Here is a 22,085-nt window from a genome sequence, read left to right on the forward strand (position 1 = left end):
AATAATCTGTTACTCGATTGCATCAATGGTATCAACAATGACGAATTCTCCAAATCCCGGTAACGATCAGGAATCATCCAATCGTCGTCTGTTGCTTCTACTCTTAGGGCGTACCAGTCTGGCTTTAGGTGTCGTTTTGCTCATTGGAATTGCAATCAGTGCTTGGTGGGCTAGAAACTACGTATATAAAGATTTAGCACCATTAGTAGAGAAAAACCTTGAGGACTTACTAAGTCGTCCAGTGAAAGTTGGGCAAGTCGAGAGTTTTTCCCTATCTGGTCTGAGATTTAGCTCTTTAGCAATACCAGCAACTCCGACAGATGCAGACCAAGTAACAGCAAAAGCATTAGATGTACAATTCTCGCCTTTGCAAGTCCTTTTCACTAGAAAGCTGGTATTAGATGTCACGTTAGTTCAGCCCAATGTCTATATTCAACAAGATAAAGATGGTCGTTGGGTAACAGCTAATGTTAAATCTGGAGAAGGAAAAGGTTTTATTCAAACTCAATTGCAAACACTGCGGATTCAAAATGGCGATGTAGAATTAATGCCATTTGCCGCACCAACAAAACCAAAAGGTTCAGTAGTATTAGATCAATTCGGTGGTATTGCCCGATTTTCATCTGATAATCAAAAAATTAGTTACGATATCAATGCTCAACCCACCAGGGGAGGTACAGTTAAAATTGTTGGCGAAACCCAACTAAAAACCCAACAAACTAACCTCAAGGTTGCAGCACAAAATTTTCCAGCATCTAATATTAGTCGATTAATTGATTTGCCAATTGCTTTGCAAGCAGGGCGCTTAAATGCTGACTTAGCTGCTGAGATTCCACCCAATCTGTCAAAAACAGAAGTTACAGGAACAGCTACCGCGAATCAAGTCACTGCCAAAATTCAAAATATTCCCCAGCCAATTTCTAATTTTAATGGCAGATTTTTATTTCAAGGTCAGACAGTTGCTTTAGAAAATCTGAATACAAATTTTGGTAAAGTTCCGATCGCAGCTAATGGCACAATTAGTAACCAAACAGGTTTTAACGTCTCTGCTCAGATTAAACCAGTTAGTGCGAAAAATATCTTAGATACATTAAAAGTAAAATCGTCAGTCCCAGCGACTGGGGAAGTTAAAGCAGATGTGCGGGTGCAAGGGGCAATCCAACAGCCAATCGTCAGCGGTACAGTAAATAATACAAAACCAATTCAAGTTGACCGCCTGTTATTTCAAACTGTAAATACTGACTTCCGCTTGAATGTAGATAAAACTGCATCGAAATTTGTCGTTGCCAATTTGAAATTAGTCCCAGCCGCAGGTGGTCAAATTACAGGCGGCGGCCAAGCTATTGTAGGGGGCAAAGTATTATTTAATGCTCAAGTTGATGGCGTTTCCGGGGATATACTAGCACGAAGCTACGGTGTAAGTTTACCGATCGCAGTCGGGAATGTCTCAGCCAGAGCTACGGTTTCTGGTTCCCTGAATCAACAACCTTTGAAATTAGATATTTCCACTGTGCAAGTGACACCGCCAGCAGGAGGACAAATCACAGCCAGCGGTCAACTGCAACTAGCACCCCAAGGACGGGTAGCTTTAGGTATTCAAGCACAAAATTTACCAGGAAATGCGATCGCTCAAGGTTACAATGTTTCGACTCCGGTTAATATCGGGGGGATATCTGCAAGAGCGACAGTTTCCGGTGATTTGGGTACACCCTTAAATGTGAATATTGCCAGAGTGCAAGCAAATCCTGAAGTGGGAGGGCAAATCACAGCTAATGGTCAACTGCAACTAGCACCCCAAGGTCGGGTAGCTTTGAATATCCAAGCTCAAAATTTACCAGGAGATGCGATCGCTAGAGCATATAACTCTTCATCTAACATTACTATTGGTACTATCTCGGCTAATGCTCAAGTTTCCGGTTCTTTAAATAATTTACGAACAGTAGCGCGGGTACAAGCACCAGGGGCGACTTATCCCATCCGCGGACAAGCTGTAATTACTCAACAAGGCCAGAAAATTGTTGTCTCCAATGCTGTTTTAAATGTGGCAGGTGGGACAATTACAGCTAAAGCTCAAGTAGTACAAAAACGCTGGCAAGCTTTGATTAACGCTCAAAAATTGCAATTAAGCCGTTTGGCTCAGATACCACCCCAGTTCCAAGGAATTTTAAATAATGCGGCGTTGAATTTGTCAGGTAGCACTACTGCTTTTCAACCCTCAACCATTCAAGCTACCGGACAAGCTAACTTGAGTGTCGCTGGAGGTGAAGTTAACGTCAGCCAGATTAACCTTGATGATGGCCGCTGGCGAGTGCTGGCCGACCTGAACAAAATTCAACTCAACCGTTTTGCACCCCAACTACAAGGAAGACTCAATAGTAATGTCCAGTTAGCTGGCACAACAGCATCCTTTGCTTTACCAGATATTCGAGCCAATGCCAAAATTCGAGTTCCCCAAGGGATAGCACCGCTAGCACAACCACTCACAGCTCAAGTGCAGTGGAATGGTAAACAAATTATAGTCCAAAACGCATCTACCCCAGGACTGAATGCGAGAGGGGCGATCGCAGTTCAATTCCCGGAAACTGGCACACCGGAAATTGCTGGCTTGAATTTAGATGTGGTAGCCCAGAATTTCAACCTTAACAATACTGGCTTTGATGTTCCTGGAGACATCGCCCTAGCGGGGTTACTTGATTTTAATGGACAAGTTACAGGCACTCCAGCAGTTCCTAACGCCAGTGGCAATATCCGACTGCGGAATTTTCAAGTTGCTGATTTGGAATTTGACCCCGTTTTAGCTGGCAACGTCAACTTCCAAGGAGGACAAGGGGGAAATCTGCAACTTGCAGGGACACAAGATCAAATTGCTCTCAACTTGAATGCTAATTATCGCCCCACTTCATTTTTATTCCGCACTAACGGAGCAGTCGCCACAGGTCGAACCGAGGGAGATAACTTAATTGTTAACGCTCAAAACTTTCCCATTGCCCTTGTAAGTGGCTTCTTACCTAACAATCAATTGCAACCACTGGGGGGAAAACTATCGGGCAACTTAGCTGTTAATTTAAATAATTATGCCTTAGCTGGAGACGTGGCGATCGCTCAACCTCGTGTTGGCAGAGTTACAGCAGACGCATTCCGAGGCAACATCAATTATGCCGATGGTGCTGCCAGCTTGGCCAATGGGCAACTGCAAATAGGAGACGGTAACATAGCCTTGAGTGGCAATGTACAAACAGGAAACGACCCGCAATTTCAAGTGCAAGCTGATTTTGCCCAACTGAGAATCCAAAAACTCTTACAATCCTTTAATATTTTTGACTTTCAAGACCTTGGTGGAGGGTTGGAGTCTCCAGATTTGGCTGGAGCAAACGTCCTCGACACTGTGCCGATTAATTTGCCTAACGCAGACTTAATATCACAGCTACAGTATTTTTCCCAAATAGAAGCATTAATAGCTAGACAACAGCAGGTAGAACAGGCACAAACAACAGCGGCTTTACCCCCACTGACAGAATTAATGGGCGCTTTAAGTGGAGCAATTCAAGCCAGAGGCTCATTGAAATCTGGGTTAAATGCTGATTTTAATTTACAAGGTGATAACTGGCAATGGGGTAACTATTCTATTAACGAAGTTGTTGCTAATGGCACTTTTGCAAATGATGTCGTCACACTATCACCATTGCGTGTTGGTATTGATCAAGGACTAGTAGCTTTTTCGGGACAGTTAGGAACTGAGCAATTGTCTGGAAATTTAAAAGTAGCAAGTTTACCCCTGTCACTTTTAGAGCCTTTTATAGAACAATACCCTGTAGATATCACTGGTCAGGTAAATGCTAACGCCACCTTAGGAGGTAGTTTACAAGATCCCAATGTTAAGGGAGATATAGCGTTAGCAGATGCAACTTTAAACCAACAACCTGTGCAAACAGCCCAGGCAAACTTTGACTACGATAATGCGCGGTTGAATTTTGACAGTACTTTGTTGGTAACAGGAAACCAACCAGTAGCAATTACAGGTAGCGTACCTGCTCCGTTACCTTTTGCCACAGCCCAACCAGATAGTAATCAAATTAGTATCAATGCCAGTGTGAATAATGAAGGCTTGGCATTATTAAACGTATTTACTAATAATCAAGTTGCTTGGGTAGATGGTCAAGGTCAAGTGGATGTCAACGTCCAAGGTACTTTAAATCAGCCAATTATCAACGGCAATGCCACAATCAATAATGCTACTTTGCGCGCTCAAGCTTTGTCTGAACCTTTAACGGATGTCACAGGGACACTGCAATTTAATGGCAATACTTTAAATGTCCCAGGTATTCAGGCTAATTATAATCAAGGGCAAGTGACTGCATCAGGAATCCTTCCCGTTTTTTCTCCTCAACCAGGCGTATCGAATCCTTTCACAGTATTAATCACAAACCAACTAGATTTGCAACTGCCACAATTGTATGAAGGTGATGTTAGTGGTGATGTCGTCGTTCGCGGAACAGCACTCAAACCGCAAATTGGTGGAGAAATTCGGCTGAGTGATGGTCGCGTCATCATTGGAGAATCGGCTACTGCTGGCTCAAACCCAGCCGCGACAACAGAAAGTAGCAGTAGTACAGGAACTCAAGCCGCAGCTAGTACTAGCTCCACTAGTTCATCCAACTTACCTATCAGTTTTGCAGATTTACAGATCATCCTGGGCGACGATGTAAATGTTACCACTGCATCTTTACTGGACTCTGTACCGGGAGGAGACTTGTTTAGTCAGCCCATAGTTAGCTTTCAAGCAAAGGGCGACTTAACTATCAATGGTACATTGGTCAAACCCATACCTGAAGGAGTCATTCGTTTAACAGGAGGACGACTGGCCTTATTTTCAACTGAGTTTACCTTGGCGAAGGGCTATGAACAAACTGCGACATTTACTCCTAGTGAAGGACTTAACCCTAACTTAGATATTCGATTGGTGGCAATTGTACCCGAAACATCGGCAATCGGTAATCGAATTTTAGAATCACCTTTTTCTGCTGAAATTAGTGATGTTCCGGCTACCAACTTTGGTACTTTACGTACTGTTCGCGTCCAAGCAAACGTCAACGGCCCAGCTAGTGAATTAAGTGACAATTTAGAATTGACAAGTGAACCTCGGCGTAGTGAATCAGAAATTGTAGCTCTTTTGGGTGGTTCTATTCTGGGTGGCTTTGGTCAAACAGACGCTACCCAAGGGCTGACTAATTTTGCTAGCTCCACTATTTTAGGTGGTTTACAAGGAACCATCACTGCATTCGGACAGGCTATTGGTTTCAGTGAATTTCGGATATTTCCTACTCCTATCACTAGTGAATCATCTACAGCCTCGATTCTTGATTTATCAGCAGAGGGTGTGTTTAATATCAATAGAAATTTCTCTGCCTCTTTATCGCGGCCTTTATCTAGTGATGGGTCTTTCCGTTACAATCTGCTCTATCGACTCAATGATCAAATTTTGCTCCGAGGTTTAACTAATTTGGGGGATGAAAATCAGTTACTTTTTGAGTATGAAAGCAGATTTTAGGAAAATAATCTGAAACGACATATTTTCGCAGGGTAAACACAAGAAAAACGTCGCACTATCGTCAAGAAAGGCGACAGATTTGGGCTGTTTCAATTGAACAAATGGGTGGTTTCTATAAATAATCTTAATGGTAATGCAGTTTATGACTTTATTTAACGTGAGTTCGACGGATCTAAAAAACCCCGCTTCCATTCCTCTCCCCTGCAAGGAGGAGCTACTGCGTTGGGCGGCTTTACCGACTTGTAGCAAGTGGCGTTAGAGGCTTTGAAATGTCTATTATCTCGTTGAAAATGCGAAATATATCTGCCCCTCTCCGCGTCGGAGAGGGGTTGGGGAGAGGTTCATTGAATTCACGGGTTTGCCAACCCTTCCTCGATCCGCGTTTTAACTACTTTTCCAGAGAGTGCCGATTTTCCCACACCCGACACCCTACAACCTACACCCAAAAGCCAGTTATATCAGGGCTTTGCGCTTAACTTAGTGCCATTCGTGACATTCCCCTTTAAGCTTACTGTATTGCACTGAAGCATGAACAGCTATAGTTGGCTCTCGAAGCGGCTATAAACAATTCGGGTAGGATACCAGGAAGAAAACCAGTATAAATCTTGCATAACTTTGTAAGAATTACTGGTGTCTGTCAATTCAAACTGAACTAAGGCTAAATTATTGACTCCCACCACTTCTCGTCCATCTTGAAACCAAGGAGATTTCCAGAACATGAGCTGCTGTAACCATGACCATCTATCGTTTTTGGCTGTTTGTCGAGGAGTCCTGAGCCATGACACATTAGTGCCAAAGTTAGGAGTCTGAAAGTTTTGTCGAGGAATCCATTCCAGCTCACAATTCCAATCTGGTTTCATTTGCGGATGGGGGGATTGTCTAGCTCTTTGTTCTAGCATATCTGGTGGATTGAACCATCCTATCCAATGTCGTACCTTTTCGGGCAAGAGCCAGTGTTTCAGTCGTGTATGCAGTATACGAGTAATAGGCTCTTCGTTCTTCATTGCACTAGAAGTTAACTGCACTAAAACTGATGGGTGGGCAAAATCTGGAGAAGTACTGACAAAAGATAAACGAACAGCTGAACTGTAGTGAATATCTCCAGATAGAACTACTATTTTTTGGCGTTGCTCAAATAAAGTTGTGAGAAATTTCGCCAATGCTTTGGAGTTAATATTCCACGCATCTCCAACATCTGTGGCAAACACTTTATCGCGTTGTAACTGCCAATGGTGAATTTTATCAATTATTTTTAAACCAAACACATTTGTCGGTGCAATCACCATTGTGGCTTGAATCCCAGATGCTTGTTGTAAAGGTAGGGAGAGCTGGCGCTCAAAGGTTTGTGGGCATAACAGCATTGGTGGTGCTGTGGGTTTTTGCTCAGCAGGGTAGCCTCGCCATGTGCGTGTATCTAAAACAATCACTTCATGGCAATTGCTGCGTACCGTATAGTGCCACGTAATTGCCTCTGGATGTCGATCTAGGACTAATACTGAACCATCTGTGACAAACTCAGGTAAGCCAGTGTGGGCATTATTGGGTGGCATTCCCACATAACGAGCGATCGCCTCGTAAGCCGCAGTATCTGTTCCTTGGGAAGCAGACCAGTCATGAGCCGCTACTAATAGTTTTTCACCGGATTGATCAGCTTCAAATTGCCAAGGTGTATTGCCCCATGCTTGAGAAACTGCATAAGCTAACAGCGCGTTTTGTACAGCTCGTTGACCCAAGGGTTGTCCTAGTACCCGCAAACACCAAGCTTGGTTGAGGTTCCAGTCATCACTAACATCATGGTCATCAAAGATGCTATACATGGGAATATTTGCCAGGGCACGGCGGACTTTCCCAAGAGTGTGAATAAATTGCCGGAGATTTTGAACTTGCCGATCCCACTGGCGAGTTGCTTTGCGAGTTCTCATCATTTCCCGTCCCTGAGGAAAAGCATTTGGCCAGCACACTGGAGACCAAATTAATAAGTAAGATGCATAGTACTCACCCAGACTCAGAAGATGACTAGCGACTTTAGCGCGTTTATTGTCTAATCCTGCGGTGAAGCCACCTTGGTGAGTTACTACATCAGCTCGATGTCCAGGAGGTAATTGCTTTGGTGTGTAATAAGCAACATCTCCAGGCTTTGTTTGAGTGACTGGTAGCCGTTCTTCCCAACCCAATAACGCGTCACCAAGCATACTGGAAACCCACAATAGCGGCTCCGCGACATCATCTCCATAAATTTGGTCGCCAGTCAAAAACAGTTGATGGGGACGTTTTCGAGGCTGGTTGGCAGTTTCTTCAATCAGGCAATCGAGAATGGGTAGTGTATCAAACCCATGTCCGTGAGGTTTGCGACAGGAACCATGCACCATTCGCAAATCTTGGAGATTATTAGGCGGTAGGACAAACGTTGGTTTTTGGTGGGCAAAATAGCTGATGTTGACTGTAGGAAAGCGGTTTGAACATAAGGCTTGCTGTAACGTTTGCTGAGTTTGGTCAGTCTGGTCAATGAATTGGAGATCGTAAGCGTAGATGCGATCGCTCCTGAGGCGGTACATATTTAAAGAACGAGCTGTTACGGCAACAATGTGCAGCGATTTGCCAAGGGCAATGGTCGAACGTCTTCCCTGGAATAAAGAATTTCCTAACACTGTACCGTTATTTGTGGTGTCGTAAACCGTGAGTTCAACCTCACAAGCCTGTTTGAGCGCAAGCCAGACCGTAACTGATTCAGGTTCTGTATGTCGTAAGATTGGCCCCGCCAAAATTAGCGGCATGTCATGTAAGTACTCGTCCCCAGATTGATAGTTCATTCCCAACTGCACAAACTGTTAAATAAATAAAAGTATACTTTCAAGGCTTATTTCCCATAAACCGAGGTCTAACTTCCCTATTTTTTATTTTCAAAATTTAGTAATTTTTTATACAATCTCCAACGTGGACTGCATGTTGCCCCCTCATCCACCAGTCGTACAGAATTTAATTCTGAATTCTGATGACTGACACATGTATTCTGTTGAGATAACTGTTCACTAAACGTTCTTTGAGGTTAGTTGTATGACACTCGAAAGAAAACGATGGTTTCAAATAGCTTTTCAGCTAAAAGGGTCAGTAATCTTAACAATATATAAACGCGTTCTTGGGTGTGGGTTATTTAGTGTTTTTGTTTCTATACTTTATAGTTGTAAACTATCTGTATCCCAACCAATCTTAGGCACGTTCGAGATTGATTTTTTAATATTTTATTTACCTGAACTTAATCAAAATTATTACTGAGCATAACCTAACCTTATCTAAAATATCCGTTAATTTTTTATGTATTTGTAATTTAACAAAAAAAACTACAACATACTTGGACATAGAACTGAACTAGACTTTGAGGTTAATTAATGGTGTCAAGTCAAGTGCAACAAATGTCTAGTGTAATTGCTGCTATATTTTTGGGCTGGGGAATAGGAATTTCAGTAGCAGCCAATCCGAAAACACTAACAATTTATTCAGGGCGGGATGAAGAAATCATGAAACCCCTGATGGAAAAAGCCACAAAAGATTTAGGCATGAATATTGAAGTCCGCTATGGTGATTCTACAGAATTAGCGATCGCTTTAATTGAAGAAGGCAAAAATAGCCGTGCAGATGTGTTTTATGCTCAGGATGCCGGTTCGTTGGGAGCCGTAGCCAGAGAAGAACGCACTTTACCTCTCCCTAACCAATTACTCAATCAAGTTGATACCCGATTTCGTTCCCCTTCCGGACAATGGGTTGGTATTTCGGGAAGAGCGCGTGTGATTGACTTCAATACTAAGCTTGTCAAACCTAGCGAACTCCCCACAAGTGTGATGCAACTGAGCGATCGCAAATGGCGAGGGAAAGTTGGTTGGGCCCCTACAAATGGCTCCTTTCTATCCTTTGTAACGGCAATGCGACTCATGGAAGGTAATCAAAAAACCCTAGATTGGTTGAAAGCCATGAAAGCTAATGGTGCTAGGTCTTATAGCAAAAACAGCGCCATTGTTGAGGCTCTAGGACGAGGAGAAATTGCCTTGGGATTAGTAAATAACTATTATCTCTATCGATTTACCAAAACTAACCCTAACTTTCCCGTAGCCATACATCATACAAAAGGTGATGCGGGATCTCTAATTAACATCGCAGGTTTAGCAGTACTCAAGACAACCGATCAAAAGAGTGATGCGGAAAAGTTTGTCGCCTACATGCTCAAACCAGAAATCCAAAAATTCATCACCGAAAATTTTTATGAATATCCCTTAGTTAAAGGTATTTCAGTATCACAAAAACAAATGCCACTGGAGCAATTACAACCCCCCAACCTGGATTTAAGCAATTTATCGGATCTCAAGGGAACACTGACGTTAATTCAGGATGCCAATTTGTTGTAGAGCAGTCAGGAAGAAGTGGGGGCGATGAGGGGGATATGACCAATGACTAATATACAAGTGAAAGGCATAAAAAATCCTCATCCACCATTTTTGCTGGTAGTTATAGCAGGAACAATTGCTGTAGCAATCACACTGCCCTTAACTTACTTAGTCATGCGGATGGCTGGTGTCGGTGGAGAGCATTTATTGGCTTTGGTATTGCGTCCCCGGACACTGACAGTCTTACTCAATAGTGTTGGTTTGGCTGTAGCTAGCACCATACTCGCAACAGCGATCGCTGTACCAATCGCGTTTCTCACAGCGCGCACAGATTTACCTTGGCGGCGATTTTGGCTGATTGTGACAACACTACCTTTAGCTGTACCTGATTATGTCGGTAGCTTTGCCTTGATTGCGGCTTTTGGCCCTAAGGGTAGTTTGTTGCAACTTTGGCTAGAACCTCTGGGAGTGGAGGCCTTACCAGAAATTTATGGTTGGACTGGGGCAATTTTAGGTCTGACTATATTTTCCTATCCATATTTACTGCTGAGTGTTCATGCAGGCTTGCAAGGCATTGATCCAGCTATAGAAGAAGCTGCCAGAAGTTTAGGTTTTAACCAAAGGGAGACATTCTGGCGCATCACCTTACCTGCTTTACGCCCAGCAATCGTAGCCGGAGGATTACTAGTTGCACTTAATGCTTTGCAAGATTTTGGTACAACTTCCGTCATGCGGTTTGATACATTTACGCGGGCAATTTTTTTGCAATACAGATACACATTTGATCGTCATCAAGCAGCAGCACTAGCTTTGATATTAGTGGGTTTAGTGCTGCTGTTGTTGTGGTTGGAATACAAGACGCGATCGCGGGCTGCTTATTATGGTCGTGGTAATCGATTCTGCCATCCTCCAGTATTGCTGCATTTGGGTATTTGGAAATTACCTGCCATCTTGTTGTGCTTTACCGTCACTAGCCTGGGTTTATTTTTACCAATTGGTGTGACTTTGTTTTGGTTGGTGCGAGGTTTAGCCACCACAGAAGTACAGCAAATTTTCTCTTGGACGCAAATGACACAATTAGCCGGAAATTCGATCATTGCTGCGGGATTAGCATCTTTGGCAGCCACTTGCTGCGCCCTACCAGTAGCAATCTTAGCTGTGCGGTTCCCTAGTCGCATCACTACAGCCATTGAGCGCTGTAGCTACATTGGTTTTGGTTTACCCGGAGTTGTAGTTGCCTTTGCCTTGGTATTTTGGGGAGCAAATTACTTACCTTGGTTATATCAAACTTTACCGATGCTGGTATTTGCATATTTAATATTATTTATTTCCCAATCAGTGGGTACTGTGCGGATTTCATTACTGCAAGTCAATCCCCAATTAGAAGAAGCGGCGCGGAGTTTGGGTAGAAACCCTGGGCAAACTTTTAGAGAAATTACCTTACCACTAGTGACTCCAGGAGTATTGGGAGGAGCTGCATTAGTGTTTCTTAGGGCTATTAAGGAATTACCAGTGACGTTGCTATTAGCTCCCATTGGCTTTAACACCTTAGCTACCCAAATTTGGAAAGCAACTGAAAATGTTTCTTATAGTCAAGCGGCGGCGGCGGCATTAATCATGCTAGTAATTTCTTTGAGTTCCATATTCTTAGTGTTATCTCAAAATGGCTACCCAGAACTTGTTACAGAGGTACGCCGCAGCTTGCAAAGGGAGGTTGATTGAAAGAAAGAGAATCAGGAAAAAAGCAGTTTTTAGCTAGAAGGACGATTAAATGGCTAAATCAGCAATTTTACGTTTGGAGAATGTAACACTTCAGTTTTCTCAGATGAATACTCCAGTCTTGGCTGGAGTAAGTTTGGCATTAGCACCAGGAGATGTACTAGGGTTACTGGGGCCTTCTGGATGTGGGAAAACAACACTCCTACGAACTATTGCTGGGTTTGTATCTCCACAAGTGGGAACTGTAGAAATTGCGGGACAGTTAGTTGCAGGGAATGGTAACTGGGTGCCGCCAGAAAAACGCTGTATCGGGATGCTATTTCAAGATTATGCCTTGTTTCCGCATTTATCGGTGGCGGAAAACATTGCCTTTGGTTTGCGATGGATTAAAAAAAGCGATCGCTCTCAAAAAGTAGCAGAGTTATTAGCTTTAGTCAGACTCCAAGGCATGGAAAAACGCTATCCGCATGAATTATCTGGTGGTCAACAACAGCGGGTAGCCCTAGCTCGTGCTTTAGCTCCTCAACCTAAACTTTTACTGCTGGATGAACCATTGAGTAATTTAGATGTACAAGTAAGATTAAAATTGCGCGAAGAAGTTTTAGAAATTATCAAAAACCAAGGTGTATCCGGTATTTTTGTTACCCACGACCAACAAGAAGCACTAGCGATCGCTGACCAGGTGGCTGTGATGCAGCAAGGTAAATTAGAACAATTAGGAACACCAGAAGAAATTTATACTCAGCCAGCGTCTCGTTTTGTGGCAGAATTTGTTACCCAGTCCAACTTCCTACCAGTTCAGCGGCGGGAAAATTTCTGGCAAACAGAAGTGGGATATTTCCCTGTTTACAACTTTGGTCAAGTTTCAGACACAGGAGAATTGATGATCCCTGAAGAAAAGATGACTTTACAGCCAGCTAGTGATGGTCTAGCTGTTATTGAAACACGCCATTTTTTGGGTCATGAATATCGATATTGTTTGTGTACACTCTCTGGGAAAAAGTTGTATGCAAGGACACCAGCTACTGTTACGCTGGAGAGCGGCACACGGGTCAATGTGTCTTTAACAGAGCCAAATTTGAGGTTTTTTCCCTAAGGTTAAGCCAGTGAAAGCCAAAAGCTTTTTGTTTCTACCATCTATCAAAATTTGAGGTATCACAATATTATGAATTGGGAAATCTTTCTAGCTAGTTTTGCTGGTTCTTTGATTGAATTAGTCGAGATTCTCGGTATAGTCATCGTTGTCGGGAGATTGGCTGGTTGGCGTAATGCCCTGGTTGGTTCCAGTGGTGGTATCGGCTTGACTTTACTGTTATCTCTTGTTTTAGGCAAAAGTTTGACTCTCATCCCCGTAGATATTCTCAGAATTGTCGCAGGCGTTTTACTACTACTGTTTGGTCAAAAGTGGACACGTTCCATTGTTAAGTACTACGCCGGCATTCCCAAGAAGCGTAAAGATGATGAAGATAGGCTGGAAACGCAATTAGCAAAAGACGGTAATCAATCTGGCTGGAATTGGTTTGCTGTCATCACCACCTTTAAAGGGGCGCTCTTAGATAGTGTGGAAGTGGCGATCGCTGTAGTGACGTTGGGTGCTGCTGGCGGCCAATGGCTAGAGTCGATTGGTGGAGCCGGATTTGCAGCATTTGGCTTGGTGGTGTTTGCTTTCTTATTTAGAGCGCCACTCCAACAAGTACCCGTGAAGCCAATGAAGTTTGTCGCCGCAATGCTGCTGATGGGATTTGGTCTTTACTGGCTGGGTGCAGGATTGGATATAGAGTGGCCTGGTGGTCATTGGGCAATTATTTGGTTACCTCTAGCTTGGGGTGTCGGTATGGCGATCGCCTCTGCAATTTTGCGTTGGCAAGTAAGACAGCAAAAGCCAGAGGAAGTTATCGGTGAGATGAATTAACAATTCGTCAAGAATTAGTACCATTCAAGTAACCTCATCTTATCTTTCCCTTAACTAAGAAACAGGAGTATTAGCTGTGTAGGCAAACTTAATGTCTGAGAACAGCAAATGCTAAATTTCCAGCGGAAGCGATATCTTCTATTAAGCCTGCTAGTTGCAGTGGCGATAGTAGTTAGCAGTGTACAAATAGTCAACGCTGTACTTTCTACTAGCCCTGTTGGTGAGCTGCCTGAAGGTGGAGCATTATTACCCACAGGTCAAGTGATTACACCCGCCGCAGCCCCAGGCTCAACCTTTGCACCTCTAGCTACTGGTTTGCGTGCCGATAACAATGCTGATGCGGCAGGAGCTGTAACAACTACTCTCAGCCCTGATGGTAAAACTCTCTTGGTACTGACCAGCAGCTATAACCAGAACTTCAGAGATCAAAATACTGGTGAAAATCTCACTTATCCTGTTTTAGACCCAGTAACTGGTCAACCCACTGGTACAACAACCCGCAAAGCAGAATGGGTTTTTGTCTTCGATGTCAGCAGTGGTAAGTTAGTCAAGCGCCAACAGATCAATATTCCTAATACATACAATGGTTTAGCGTGGGCAAAAGATGGCTCACGCTTTTATGTATCTGGTGGTATTGACGATCGCGTCTATGTTTATGCTGCCAATGGTAGTCAATTTGTCCCAGACGCTCCGTTTATTCTCTTAGGTCACAACTCTAACCAAACTGTACCTTTCCCTAGCTACGATGGTGGTTTGTTGAAGAATACACCCGCTAGTGCTGCATCAACAGGAGCAGTTGTGGCAGGTCTTGCTGTTAGTCAAGATGGCAATACTTTAATAGCTGCTAATTTTGAGAATGACTCCATATCAGTTGTCAATACTGCTAATCGTCAAGTACTCAAAGAAATTAAATTTTTTGAACCAGGCGATCAAGTAGCAACAGGAGAATTTCCCTTTGATGTTGCTATCAAGAATACAAGTAATGGTGCAATTGGCAAAGCTTTCGTAAGTAGCCAGCGTGATGATGAAGTAGTGGCTGTTGATGTTGCTTCTGGAGCAATTACTCGCATACATGTAGGTAGCCAACCCAACAAAATCCTGCTTTCTCCTGAGCAAAATCAACTGTATGTAGCTAATGGTAATAGCGACTCAATTTCGGTTATCGATACTAATAGCAACATTGTTGTTCAGACTATCTCTTTGTCTCGACCAAACGATAAATACAAAGGAGCAAGTCCCAACTCTTTAGCTATTAGCCCAGACGAACGCACTCTTTACGTTACTTTAGCTGGTGAGAATGCAGTGGCTGTTGTGGATTTACGAGCCGGTCGGGTAGCTGGACGTATCCCTACAGGCTGGTATCCTAACTCTGTTAGTGTTAGCAAAGATGGTCAAAAATTGTTTGTGGTTAATGCCAAGAGCAATTCGGGCCCCAACCCTTCCAATAACAGAACCACAGCCGCCGGACAAGCCCGCAACACTACCTTTAGAAATGAGTATACCTGGGCTTTAGAAAAAGCTGGTATTGCAGTTATTCCAGTTCCTAAAGGTGGAACCTTAGCTGCGCTTTCACAACAGGTAGACACAAACAACGGTTTCCTCAATCGTCGTCCCGACAGGACAATGAGGTTTTTACAAGGGAAAATTAAGCATGTTATTTACGTGCTGAAAGAAAACCGCACCTATGACCAAGTTCTTGGTGATTTACCCATCGGTAATGGCGATCCTGCTCTGACTTTATTACCGGAACCGATTTCACCTAACCATCACAAGTTGGCTCTGGATTTTGTCACTTTTGATAACTTCTACGATTCTGGTGAATCTAGTGGTATGGGTTGGAATTGGTCTACTTATGCACGGACTACTGATTACACCGAAAAAACTCAGTCGGTACTTTATGGTAATGCTGGGTTTAACGGTTTAACATACGATTATGAAGGTAGTAATCGTAACATCAATATTGTTCTGCCACAAACTTCTGCTGCTGGTTCTCAGTTCACTACGCGGATAACGGGAGTTTTAGATCCCTCCGGTCAATCTGGGATTTTACCTGGGAACAAAGATGTAAATGCTCCCGCAGGTGATGGTGATATTTCACCAAATAGTGTCGGTGGCTATATTTGGGATGCAGCCTTACGTGCTGGTAAAACTGTACGTAACTATGGTTTCTATGTTACTGGTACATACGGTACTAATCAATCAGATCCCACACAACCAGATCTCAATAACCCACTTTACATTCCCATTTCTCCGACTCCTGCTGCTGACAATATTCCTCAAGCTGTAGCAGCAAAAACTGTATTGTTGGATAAAACTGATGTTTTCTTCCGGGGATATGACCAGAAACACCCAGATATCTATTTATATAATGAGTGGGCACGTGACATTGATAGCTATTTAGCCAGGAATGAACTACCTAACTTATCTATGGTACGTCTGCATCATGACCACTTTGGTAACTTTGGTAATGCTGTAGCTGGTTTGAATACAGTCGAATTGCAAATGGCTGATAATGATTATGCTGTGGGCTTGTTGGTAGAAAAAATCTCCAAGTCTCCTCTATGGAAAGAAACTGCGATCGTTATACTGGAAGACGACTGTCAAAACGGCCCTGACCATGTAGATAGTCATCGCTCAATAGCCTATATTATTTCGCCTTACACTAAGCGAAATGCTCTCATCAGCACTAACTACAACACTGTTGATGTGCTACGGACAATGGAGGACTTATTGGGTATCGGCTATATGGGGATGAATGATGCCAACGCCAAGCCCATGTCAGATGCATTCACTAGAACCCCTGACTTTACACCTTACACTGCTGTTGTACCTGGTAACTTGTGTGCTGATCCTGTAGATCCCAACCTTGTACCAGCTTGCAATGACCCTAATGTAGAAAAGACTGCTGCTCATCCCTCGCTGCATGACAAACAGTGGTGGGCGCAAGCAACTAAAGATTTCTACTTTGAAGTTGAAGATAAACTCGATTCTGAGAAATTCAACCGTGTGTTGTGGTCTGGCATTAAAGGCGACAATGTGCCTTATCCTACAGAGCGTAGTCATACAGACCTCCGCCAAAACCGCGCGCAACTACTTGTAAATCAAGCAAAATCATAAATCCTCTGTGATTGGAAGTAAGTAATGATGAACTTCTTGATCACGAATGTTTAATGACTTACAAGTCCTTGATCAAGCCATAGGATTTAGATAAATTTTAATCACCTCTAGTTTTCTGTCAAAAAGAAGCTAGAGGTTTATTTCAAAACTTTAATATTTCGCCTACTTGCCAAGCTTTATGTAAAAAAAAGATCCTGATTAATGGGATCTAGTTCTTTAACTAATTCAAAAATTAGGGTAATTTTGTAATTTTATTAGAGGTTAAGCAGCTTTTTTTGCAGATTTAACTTTTCGTGACGTCAGCCAGACAATACTGCAAGCAGTGAAAGTACCAAATAAGGTTGCAGGTTCAGGAATAGCAGTATAAGAAACTGCATTATTGAAGGTTTGCCCACTGACAATAAAGTCATATCCTGCAATTTCATACTCTATTAAACTATTCAATTTGTCATTAAACACATAAGACAGTCCGATAGGTGAATTACCAGCCACAGTTGGAAATACAAGTGGACCTAGTGTTAGATAGTCAATATCATCCTGCTCAGTGTAAATAGTTTGAGGATTATTGTTGAAGGTGAAGTTTAGTAACTGAACTGGTGCTGTGGGAATAGCTTCATTGGTGAAGGTTGTATCATCAAAGCTAAAAGAACCATTGCCATTAATTAAAGAACTATCTACAGTGAAAGCATAATTAATCACGGCAGCAGAAGCTGCCTGTTGATCTACAGCAGCTATACTCAGAGCTAAACTAGTAGCAATTAGCGTTAATTTTGGAACCTGTTTCATATTAGTTTACCTCAAGATAAATTTCTGCAATTATCTTTGATGGATAATCCACACCATCGCTATTGACTACAAAATTAATTGATTTAATATTTGCAGCTAGTTAAGTGTAAAGTTACAAGTTTAAGCAGAATTTAATCAGAGGTAAACACAACATCAAAACTCCAAAATAATTTTTAAGATTTGTATCGTTACTAGTTTTATGAAAACCCAAAATACAGTGACAGCTAATCAACAAGACCTACCTCTACCCCCTGGTAAATTCGGCTTACCTTTGATTGGCGAGACTATCAGCTTTTTGCGCGATGCGGAATTTGCTGATAAGCGACAGAAGCAATACGGTTCCATCGTCAAAACCCATTTATTCGGGCAACCGACAGTGATAATGATTGGGGCTGATGCTAATCGTTTTTTATTAACTAATGAAAATCAATACTTTTTGAACACTTGGCCTGAGAGTACAAGAATTTTACTAGGGCCAGCATGTGTAGCAACACAATCAGGAGGTATACACCAAAAGCGACGGAAGTTACTTGCCCAAGCTTTTCAACCAAGGGCGCTAGCTGGGTATGTGCCTAAAATGGCAGAGATTACCCGCAGCTATCTACACAAATGGCAAAATATGGGTACTTTGACATGGTATCCCGAAATCAGAAAATATACCTTTGATGTGGCTTGCAAATTACTCATAGGAACAGATGCAGCCTCTGATAGCCTTTTTAGTGAATTGTTTGAGGAGTGGTGTCAAGGTTTATTCACTATTCCCATAAATTTACCCTGGACTAAGTTTGGTCGGGCGCTACGTTGTCGTCAGCAGCTATTGGCAAAAATTGAAGAAATTATATTGCAACGTCAACAGCAACCTGATTCCGATGAAGATGCTTTGGGACTACTTCTAAAAGCCCAAGATGAAGATGGAAATCGTCTCAGCTTGGCAGAACTCAAAGACCAAGTGCTGTTGTTGCTGTTTGCTGGTCATGAAACATTAACTTCCGCGATCGCTTCTTTTTGTTTACGGTTAGCACAGCATCCCGAAGTATTAGCCAAAGTTTGTGCAGAACAACAACAACTGGCTATTGAGGAACCATTGACACCAGAACATCTCAAGCAGATGGAATATCTAGACCTAGTACTCAAAGAAGTTCTCCGAACTATCCCTCCAGTGGGTGGAGGTTTTCGGCGGGTTACTCAGTCATGTGAGTTTAATGGCTATCGTATTCCCGAAGGTTGGTCTGTTCTTTACCAGATAGGCAAAACACATCAAGATAGCACTACATATACTAAACCAGAAAGCTTTGACCCCCAGCGCTTCGCACCAGAACGGGCTGAGGATAAACAAAAACCCTTTAGTTATTTACCCTTTGGTGGGGGAGTGCGAGAATGTCTAGGCAAGGAGTTTGCCAAGTTGGAAATGAAGCTATTTGCAGCGCTTTTAATCCGTGAATCTCACTGGGAACTAGTACCCGAACAAAACTTGGATTTAATCATGGTACCCACGCCCCATCCTCACGATGGTTTACAGGTGAAATTTTTAACGCCAAGGGGCGCAAAGTCATAGAAAAGACTTATTGAGGAAGACGAGGGGGATAGGTTCGTTCTTTTCCCTACTCCCCACTATACAAACACCTCATTAGTGAAGTTTCCATGCAAACCATAGGGGATATGATGTTTGAGATGTAGTTTAGCAACTGCACCTTTATTAAAATCACTAGCATCCAATATCACTACGTCTGAACGATTATGTGCTGCATCATACACCAAGGCTAACACCCAGCCATCATCTTCTTTGCCTGCATCTGGACGAGGGACAAAAATCGGCTCACCGATAAAACCACGAGGTGCAGCACTCCAAAGTTGTCTTTCTCCAGATTTTAAATTGAGTTTTAATAATGCCTGCAAGGGGGCATTGCCTGTTTGATTATGAGCCGCACCTATGTATAAGTATTGATATGGCTGTCCAACACATGCGGGATTTATAGTGGGAAATTCACAACAACGACTTTCAATTATTTCTTGTCGCACTGTCCCATTTGCCAAATTGAGATGAAATCGCCACAATTGACCAGGTAAATTGGCCTCAAAATTAACTTGTCGAAAATCGCTTTCAGGCTCAACTTCTGGTAATGATTCATAACAAATTGAGTCAATGACAATTTCGTCACCCACCTCAAAAGCATTTGCATGGTGGAAGACAAAGCCAGATTGAGCTTCTAAAATTTTCACCTTTGTTTGCCCAACTTGAGGATTACGCGGAATAACTATAATCTGAGTTGGTTTATGAGGTTGAAACTGAATACATTCCCCGGCTGCGCGTATTCCCAACGCTAAAGGTATGGGGTTAAAGGTGACAGGATTTTGAAAGAATATACAGTAATTGGGAGTAATGACAAAATCGTGAATGAAACAAAAGCCCGGAACGCTATGAGCCTGCTTTCTGACAATCTCACCTGCTACATTTAATTCAAAAAGCGTAATTGTAGTGGATAACCCCGGTTTAATCGAGAAATTAACTAAGCAAGGTGCGCCGCCGTCTTGGTTGCAACTAGGGTCAAATCTGGGATGGGCGCTGAAAGCATCACCGGGTGATAAAACCCCATTAAAATATTCTCGGCCTAAAGTTTCTAGGGTATGAGGGTCTAGATGATGGGGTTCGGTTGCTTCCCATAGTGCCAAGAGTTTACCACCCCAATAAATGACATTGGTGTTAGCAATATCTTTAATTTTGAAGTCGAAAATATTAGCTAACCAACCACCAGGTTTTTGAGTACCAAAGACACCCCGATACAATATTTTTCCGGCTTTTTGTTCGGCTATATAGCCTTCAGTGCGAACAAACCGGTTGCGGTAATGGGCGCGGCCATTCACAAAGCTGATGCGGCTAATCATCCCATCGCCATCAAAAGGATGATGAATGCGTTGTCCATTTATATCCAGCAAACCAGGGCCGTTACGAAACAAAGTCCCTTGTAATTCTGGGGGAATTTGCCCTTCTATATCATCAATCCAATAATCGAACTCTTGATTAAGCGATTGATATCCGCCTTGCCAATCTTCACGGGTGTAAGATTTTTGGGGAGTTAGGCTGTCTTCTGTTTTTAATGTCTGCATCTTATTTGGTTTTAACTCATTCGAAAAATATTATTGTTGTCTTTGTGGCTTAACTACGTCTGAGTCTATTTCTCTCAGCATGAGTTCGGACATTAATTCAGGGACAAATGGTTGTTCTTGATTATTAGCCAATGCAGGTTGTAATGTTAATGTCTCAGATTGTGGATCGTTAGCAGGTAGCCAGTTAATGAATGGCAGTGGTAATAATGTGCTGAGGTTCGTAATAATTACCAATAACCAAAGTGATTCAAAGTTTGTTTCAGTGATGCCCAGCCAATGCATGATCATAGCGCCAAATTCATAGGAAACCATGCCGGCTAAGTTCGACACCGACATTAATACAGCAAATAATGTGGCTTCGACTCCTGGAGGACACAATCTCGCCGCGAGTACCAAAACTGGCATATAAGCAATTTGTCCCATGACTGTCAAGATGAGACTATCACCCAAACTAAACCAGTGATCATCTATACCCAAAGCTCGATTGGTGTGAGTTACCAGCAGCAGCATTGTCATTCCCAAAGCGGCTGATAGAACTGTACTCCAACCAAAAATCAAGCGAAAGGAAACGCTTTTGAGAAAACGTTGAAAAATCCAAATACCGATTAATGAAGCGCCGCTGGTAACTAGCCGTACCCTACCTAAAAATTCTGGTTGAAAGTGTAGTTCGTTGGTGCTGAAAAAGAAAAAAGCTGCATCGGCGGTTGGGGTGGCTAGCCAGACAAATACAAATGCTGTGGGTAGCCAAATTGCTTTTTGGCTAATGGCTTGGCGTAGTTGCTTCAGTTGATGCTTGGTGCTGAGGGAATTATTACTATCTGGGGAATCTTTGCTGATGGGGGTTTCGGCAATTAACCACGCCACGGCTGAGACAATTAGAGGAAATGAAGCGGTAATCCAAAATACAGTGCGGGTGGTGAAATGTTCGAGGAGCATCCCGCTAAAGTAGGCTGTAAGTAAGCCCCCAAATGCGGAAGCACCCCAACACAAAGATTGTAATGAACCAGCATCAGCTTGGGATTCTACTCTGGCGCGTTCCACAACTAGAGAGTCAACTATGACATCGCTGACAGCAACAGAAAGGGAACCGAGAGCGATCGCCAGGGTAGCTGCCCAGCTAGTATGAACTATGGTTGCCAAACTCACCCAAGAAATCGCTCCCAGTAGTCCAGATAGCACCAAATATGGCCGGCGGCGGTAACCGAATATGGGTAAGCCGTCAGAAATAAAGCCAAATACCGGCTTGATAATCCAAGGTAATGCCACTATTCCAAATAGCGCTGACACTTGAGCCGGACTCAGCAGTAATTCATCTTTGAGAAAAAAGCTCACAGCTAGACGTGCCAGCCCTAAAATTCCTTGGACAAAGTAAACAGTAAGAATTGCCATCAACTCGGCGCTGGGTTCATGACCGAAGAAGATTTTACTTTTTATGGAGTCTTTGACCTTGGACAAGCCAGTAGAGTCTATCTGCATTTGATAAATATTTTTTAAGTTTTATCTACTTTTCTATCATATCGAT

At 42.8% G+C, this 22,085-nt stretch carries 12 protein-coding genes; 8 read left to right on the top strand and 4 right to left on the bottom strand.

The window, feature by feature from the left end; translation table 11 throughout:
• The first annotated feature begins 37 nt into the window (after positions 1–37).
• Positions 38–5,548, top strand: a complete 5,511-nt coding sequence (locus ACM0OT_RS07525) for a translocation/assembly module TamB domain-containing protein (RefSeq protein WP_414563775.1) — start codon at positions 38–40, stop codon at positions 5,546–5,548.
• A gap of 536 nt (positions 5,549–6,084) precedes the next feature.
• On the opposite strand, the gene ACM0OT_RS07530 is transcribed toward ACM0OT_RS07525, so the two are convergent.
• Positions 6,085–8,358 (bottom strand): PhoD-like phosphatase, encoded by a 2,274-nt coding sequence (locus ACM0OT_RS07530; RefSeq protein WP_414563776.1) that lies wholly within the window; start codon positions 8,356–8,358, stop codon positions 6,085–6,087.
• Between the two features lie 244 nt (positions 8,359–8,602).
• Between ACM0OT_RS07530 and ACM0OT_RS07535 the strand changes: the two genes are divergently transcribed.
• From ACM0OT_RS07535 to ACM0OT_RS07560, 6 genes are all read left to right on the top strand, one after another.
• A complete protein-coding gene (locus ACM0OT_RS07535; RefSeq protein ID WP_414563777.1) occupies positions 8,603–8,821 on the top strand; it encodes a bestrophin family ion channel in 219 nt (72 codons plus the stop codon).
• 113 nt (positions 8,822–8,934) lie between these two features.
• Positions 8,935–9,945, top strand: coding sequence for an iron ABC transporter substrate-binding protein (locus ACM0OT_RS07540; RefSeq protein WP_414563778.1), 1,011 nt, complete (start codon positions 8,935–8,937; stop codon positions 9,943–9,945).
• 42 nt (positions 9,946–9,987) lie between these two features.
• Positions 9,988–11,646 (top strand): ABC transporter permease, encoded by a 1,659-nt coding sequence (locus tag ACM0OT_RS07545; protein WP_414563779.1) that lies wholly within the window; start codon positions 9,988–9,990, stop codon positions 11,644–11,646.
• Positions 11,647–11,695: 49 nt separating this feature from the next.
• Positions 11,696–12,739 carry an ABC transporter ATP-binding protein gene (locus ACM0OT_RS07550; protein WP_414563780.1) on the top strand — a complete coding sequence of 348 codons (1,044 nt, stop codon included), beginning with the start codon at positions 11,696–11,698 and terminating at the stop codon, positions 12,737–12,739.
• 69 nt (positions 12,740–12,808) lie between these two features.
• Entirely contained in the window at positions 12,809–13,555 is a 747-nt protein-coding gene (locus tag ACM0OT_RS07555; protein ID WP_414563781.1) for a COG4280 domain-containing protein, read from the top strand.
• Positions 13,556–13,663: 108 nt separating this feature from the next.
• A complete protein-coding gene (locus tag ACM0OT_RS07560; RefSeq protein WP_414563782.1) occupies positions 13,664–16,672 on the top strand; it encodes a bifunctional YncE family protein/alkaline phosphatase family protein in 3,009 nt (1,002 codons plus the stop codon).
• A 261-nt stretch (positions 16,673–16,933) separates the two neighbouring features.
• Here the strand turns inward: ACM0OT_RS07560 and ACM0OT_RS07565 are convergent, their stop codons facing one another.
• On the bottom strand, positions 16,934–17,458 hold the full coding sequence (locus tag ACM0OT_RS07565; RefSeq protein ID WP_414563783.1) for a PEP-CTERM sorting domain-containing protein: 525 nt from the start codon (positions 17,456–17,458) through the stop codon (positions 16,934–16,936).
• A 199-nt stretch (positions 17,459–17,657) separates the two neighbouring features.
• On the opposite strand from ACM0OT_RS07565, the gene ACM0OT_RS07570 reads away from it, so the two are divergent.
• Entirely contained in the window at positions 17,658–19,013 is a 1,356-nt protein-coding gene (locus ACM0OT_RS07570) for a cytochrome P450 (protein ID WP_414563784.1), read from the top strand.
• Between the two features lie 56 nt (positions 19,014–19,069).
• Here ACM0OT_RS07570 and ACM0OT_RS07575 read toward each other — a convergent pair whose 3' ends face one another.
• Entirely contained in the window at positions 19,070–20,563 is a 1,494-nt protein-coding gene (locus tag ACM0OT_RS07575; protein ID WP_414563785.1) for a carotenoid oxygenase family protein, read from the bottom strand.
• A gap of 30 nt (positions 20,564–20,593) precedes the next feature.
• Positions 20,594–22,039, bottom strand: coding sequence for a folate/biopterin family MFS transporter (locus ACM0OT_RS07580; protein WP_414563786.1), 1,446 nt, complete (start codon positions 22,037–22,039; stop codon positions 20,594–20,596).
• Between the last annotated feature and the right edge of the window lie 46 nt (positions 22,040–22,085).

This window comes from Anabaena sp. CCY 9613, from assembly GCF_963920895.1.
Taxonomy (GTDB): Bacteria; Cyanobacteriota; Cyanobacteriia; order Cyanobacteriales; family Nostocaceae; genus Cyanocohniella.

Excerpts from the sequence above, each read along its gene's own strand:
- ACM0OT_RS07525 (WP_414563775.1), top strand. The coding sequence starts at position 38 with ATGACGAATTCTCCAAATCCCGGTAACGATCAGGAATCATCCAATCGT.
- ACM0OT_RS07530 (WP_414563776.1), bottom strand. The coding sequence starts at position 8,358 with ATGAACTATCAATCTGGGGACGAGTACTTACATGACATGCCGCTAATT.
- ACM0OT_RS07535 (WP_414563777.1), top strand. The coding sequence starts at position 8,603 with ATGACACTCGAAAGAAAACGATGGTTTCAAATAGCTTTTCAGCTAAAA.
- ACM0OT_RS07540 (WP_414563778.1), top strand. The coding sequence starts at position 8,935 with ATGGTGTCAAGTCAAGTGCAACAAATGTCTAGTGTAATTGCTGCTATA.
- ACM0OT_RS07545 (WP_414563779.1), top strand. The coding sequence starts at position 9,988 with ATGACTAATATACAAGTGAAAGGCATAAAAAATCCTCATCCACCATTT.
- ACM0OT_RS07550 (WP_414563780.1), top strand. The coding sequence starts at position 11,696 with ATGGCTAAATCAGCAATTTTACGTTTGGAGAATGTAACACTTCAGTTT.
- ACM0OT_RS07555 (WP_414563781.1), top strand. The coding sequence starts at position 12,809 with ATGAATTGGGAAATCTTTCTAGCTAGTTTTGCTGGTTCTTTGATTGAA.
- ACM0OT_RS07560 (WP_414563782.1), top strand. The coding sequence starts at position 13,664 with ATGCTAAATTTCCAGCGGAAGCGATATCTTCTATTAAGCCTGCTAGTT.
- ACM0OT_RS07565 (WP_414563783.1), bottom strand. The coding sequence starts at position 17,458 with ATGAAACAGGTTCCAAAATTAACGCTAATTGCTACTAGTTTAGCTCTG.
- ACM0OT_RS07570 (WP_414563784.1), top strand. The coding sequence starts at position 17,658 with ATGAAAACCCAAAATACAGTGACAGCTAATCAACAAGACCTACCTCTA.
- ACM0OT_RS07575 (WP_414563785.1), bottom strand. The coding sequence starts at position 20,563 with ATGCAGACATTAAAAACAGAAGACAGCCTAACTCCCCAAAAATCTTAC.
- ACM0OT_RS07580 (WP_414563786.1), bottom strand. The coding sequence starts at position 22,039 with ATGCAGATAGACTCTACTGGCTTGTCCAAGGTCAAAGACTCCATAAAA.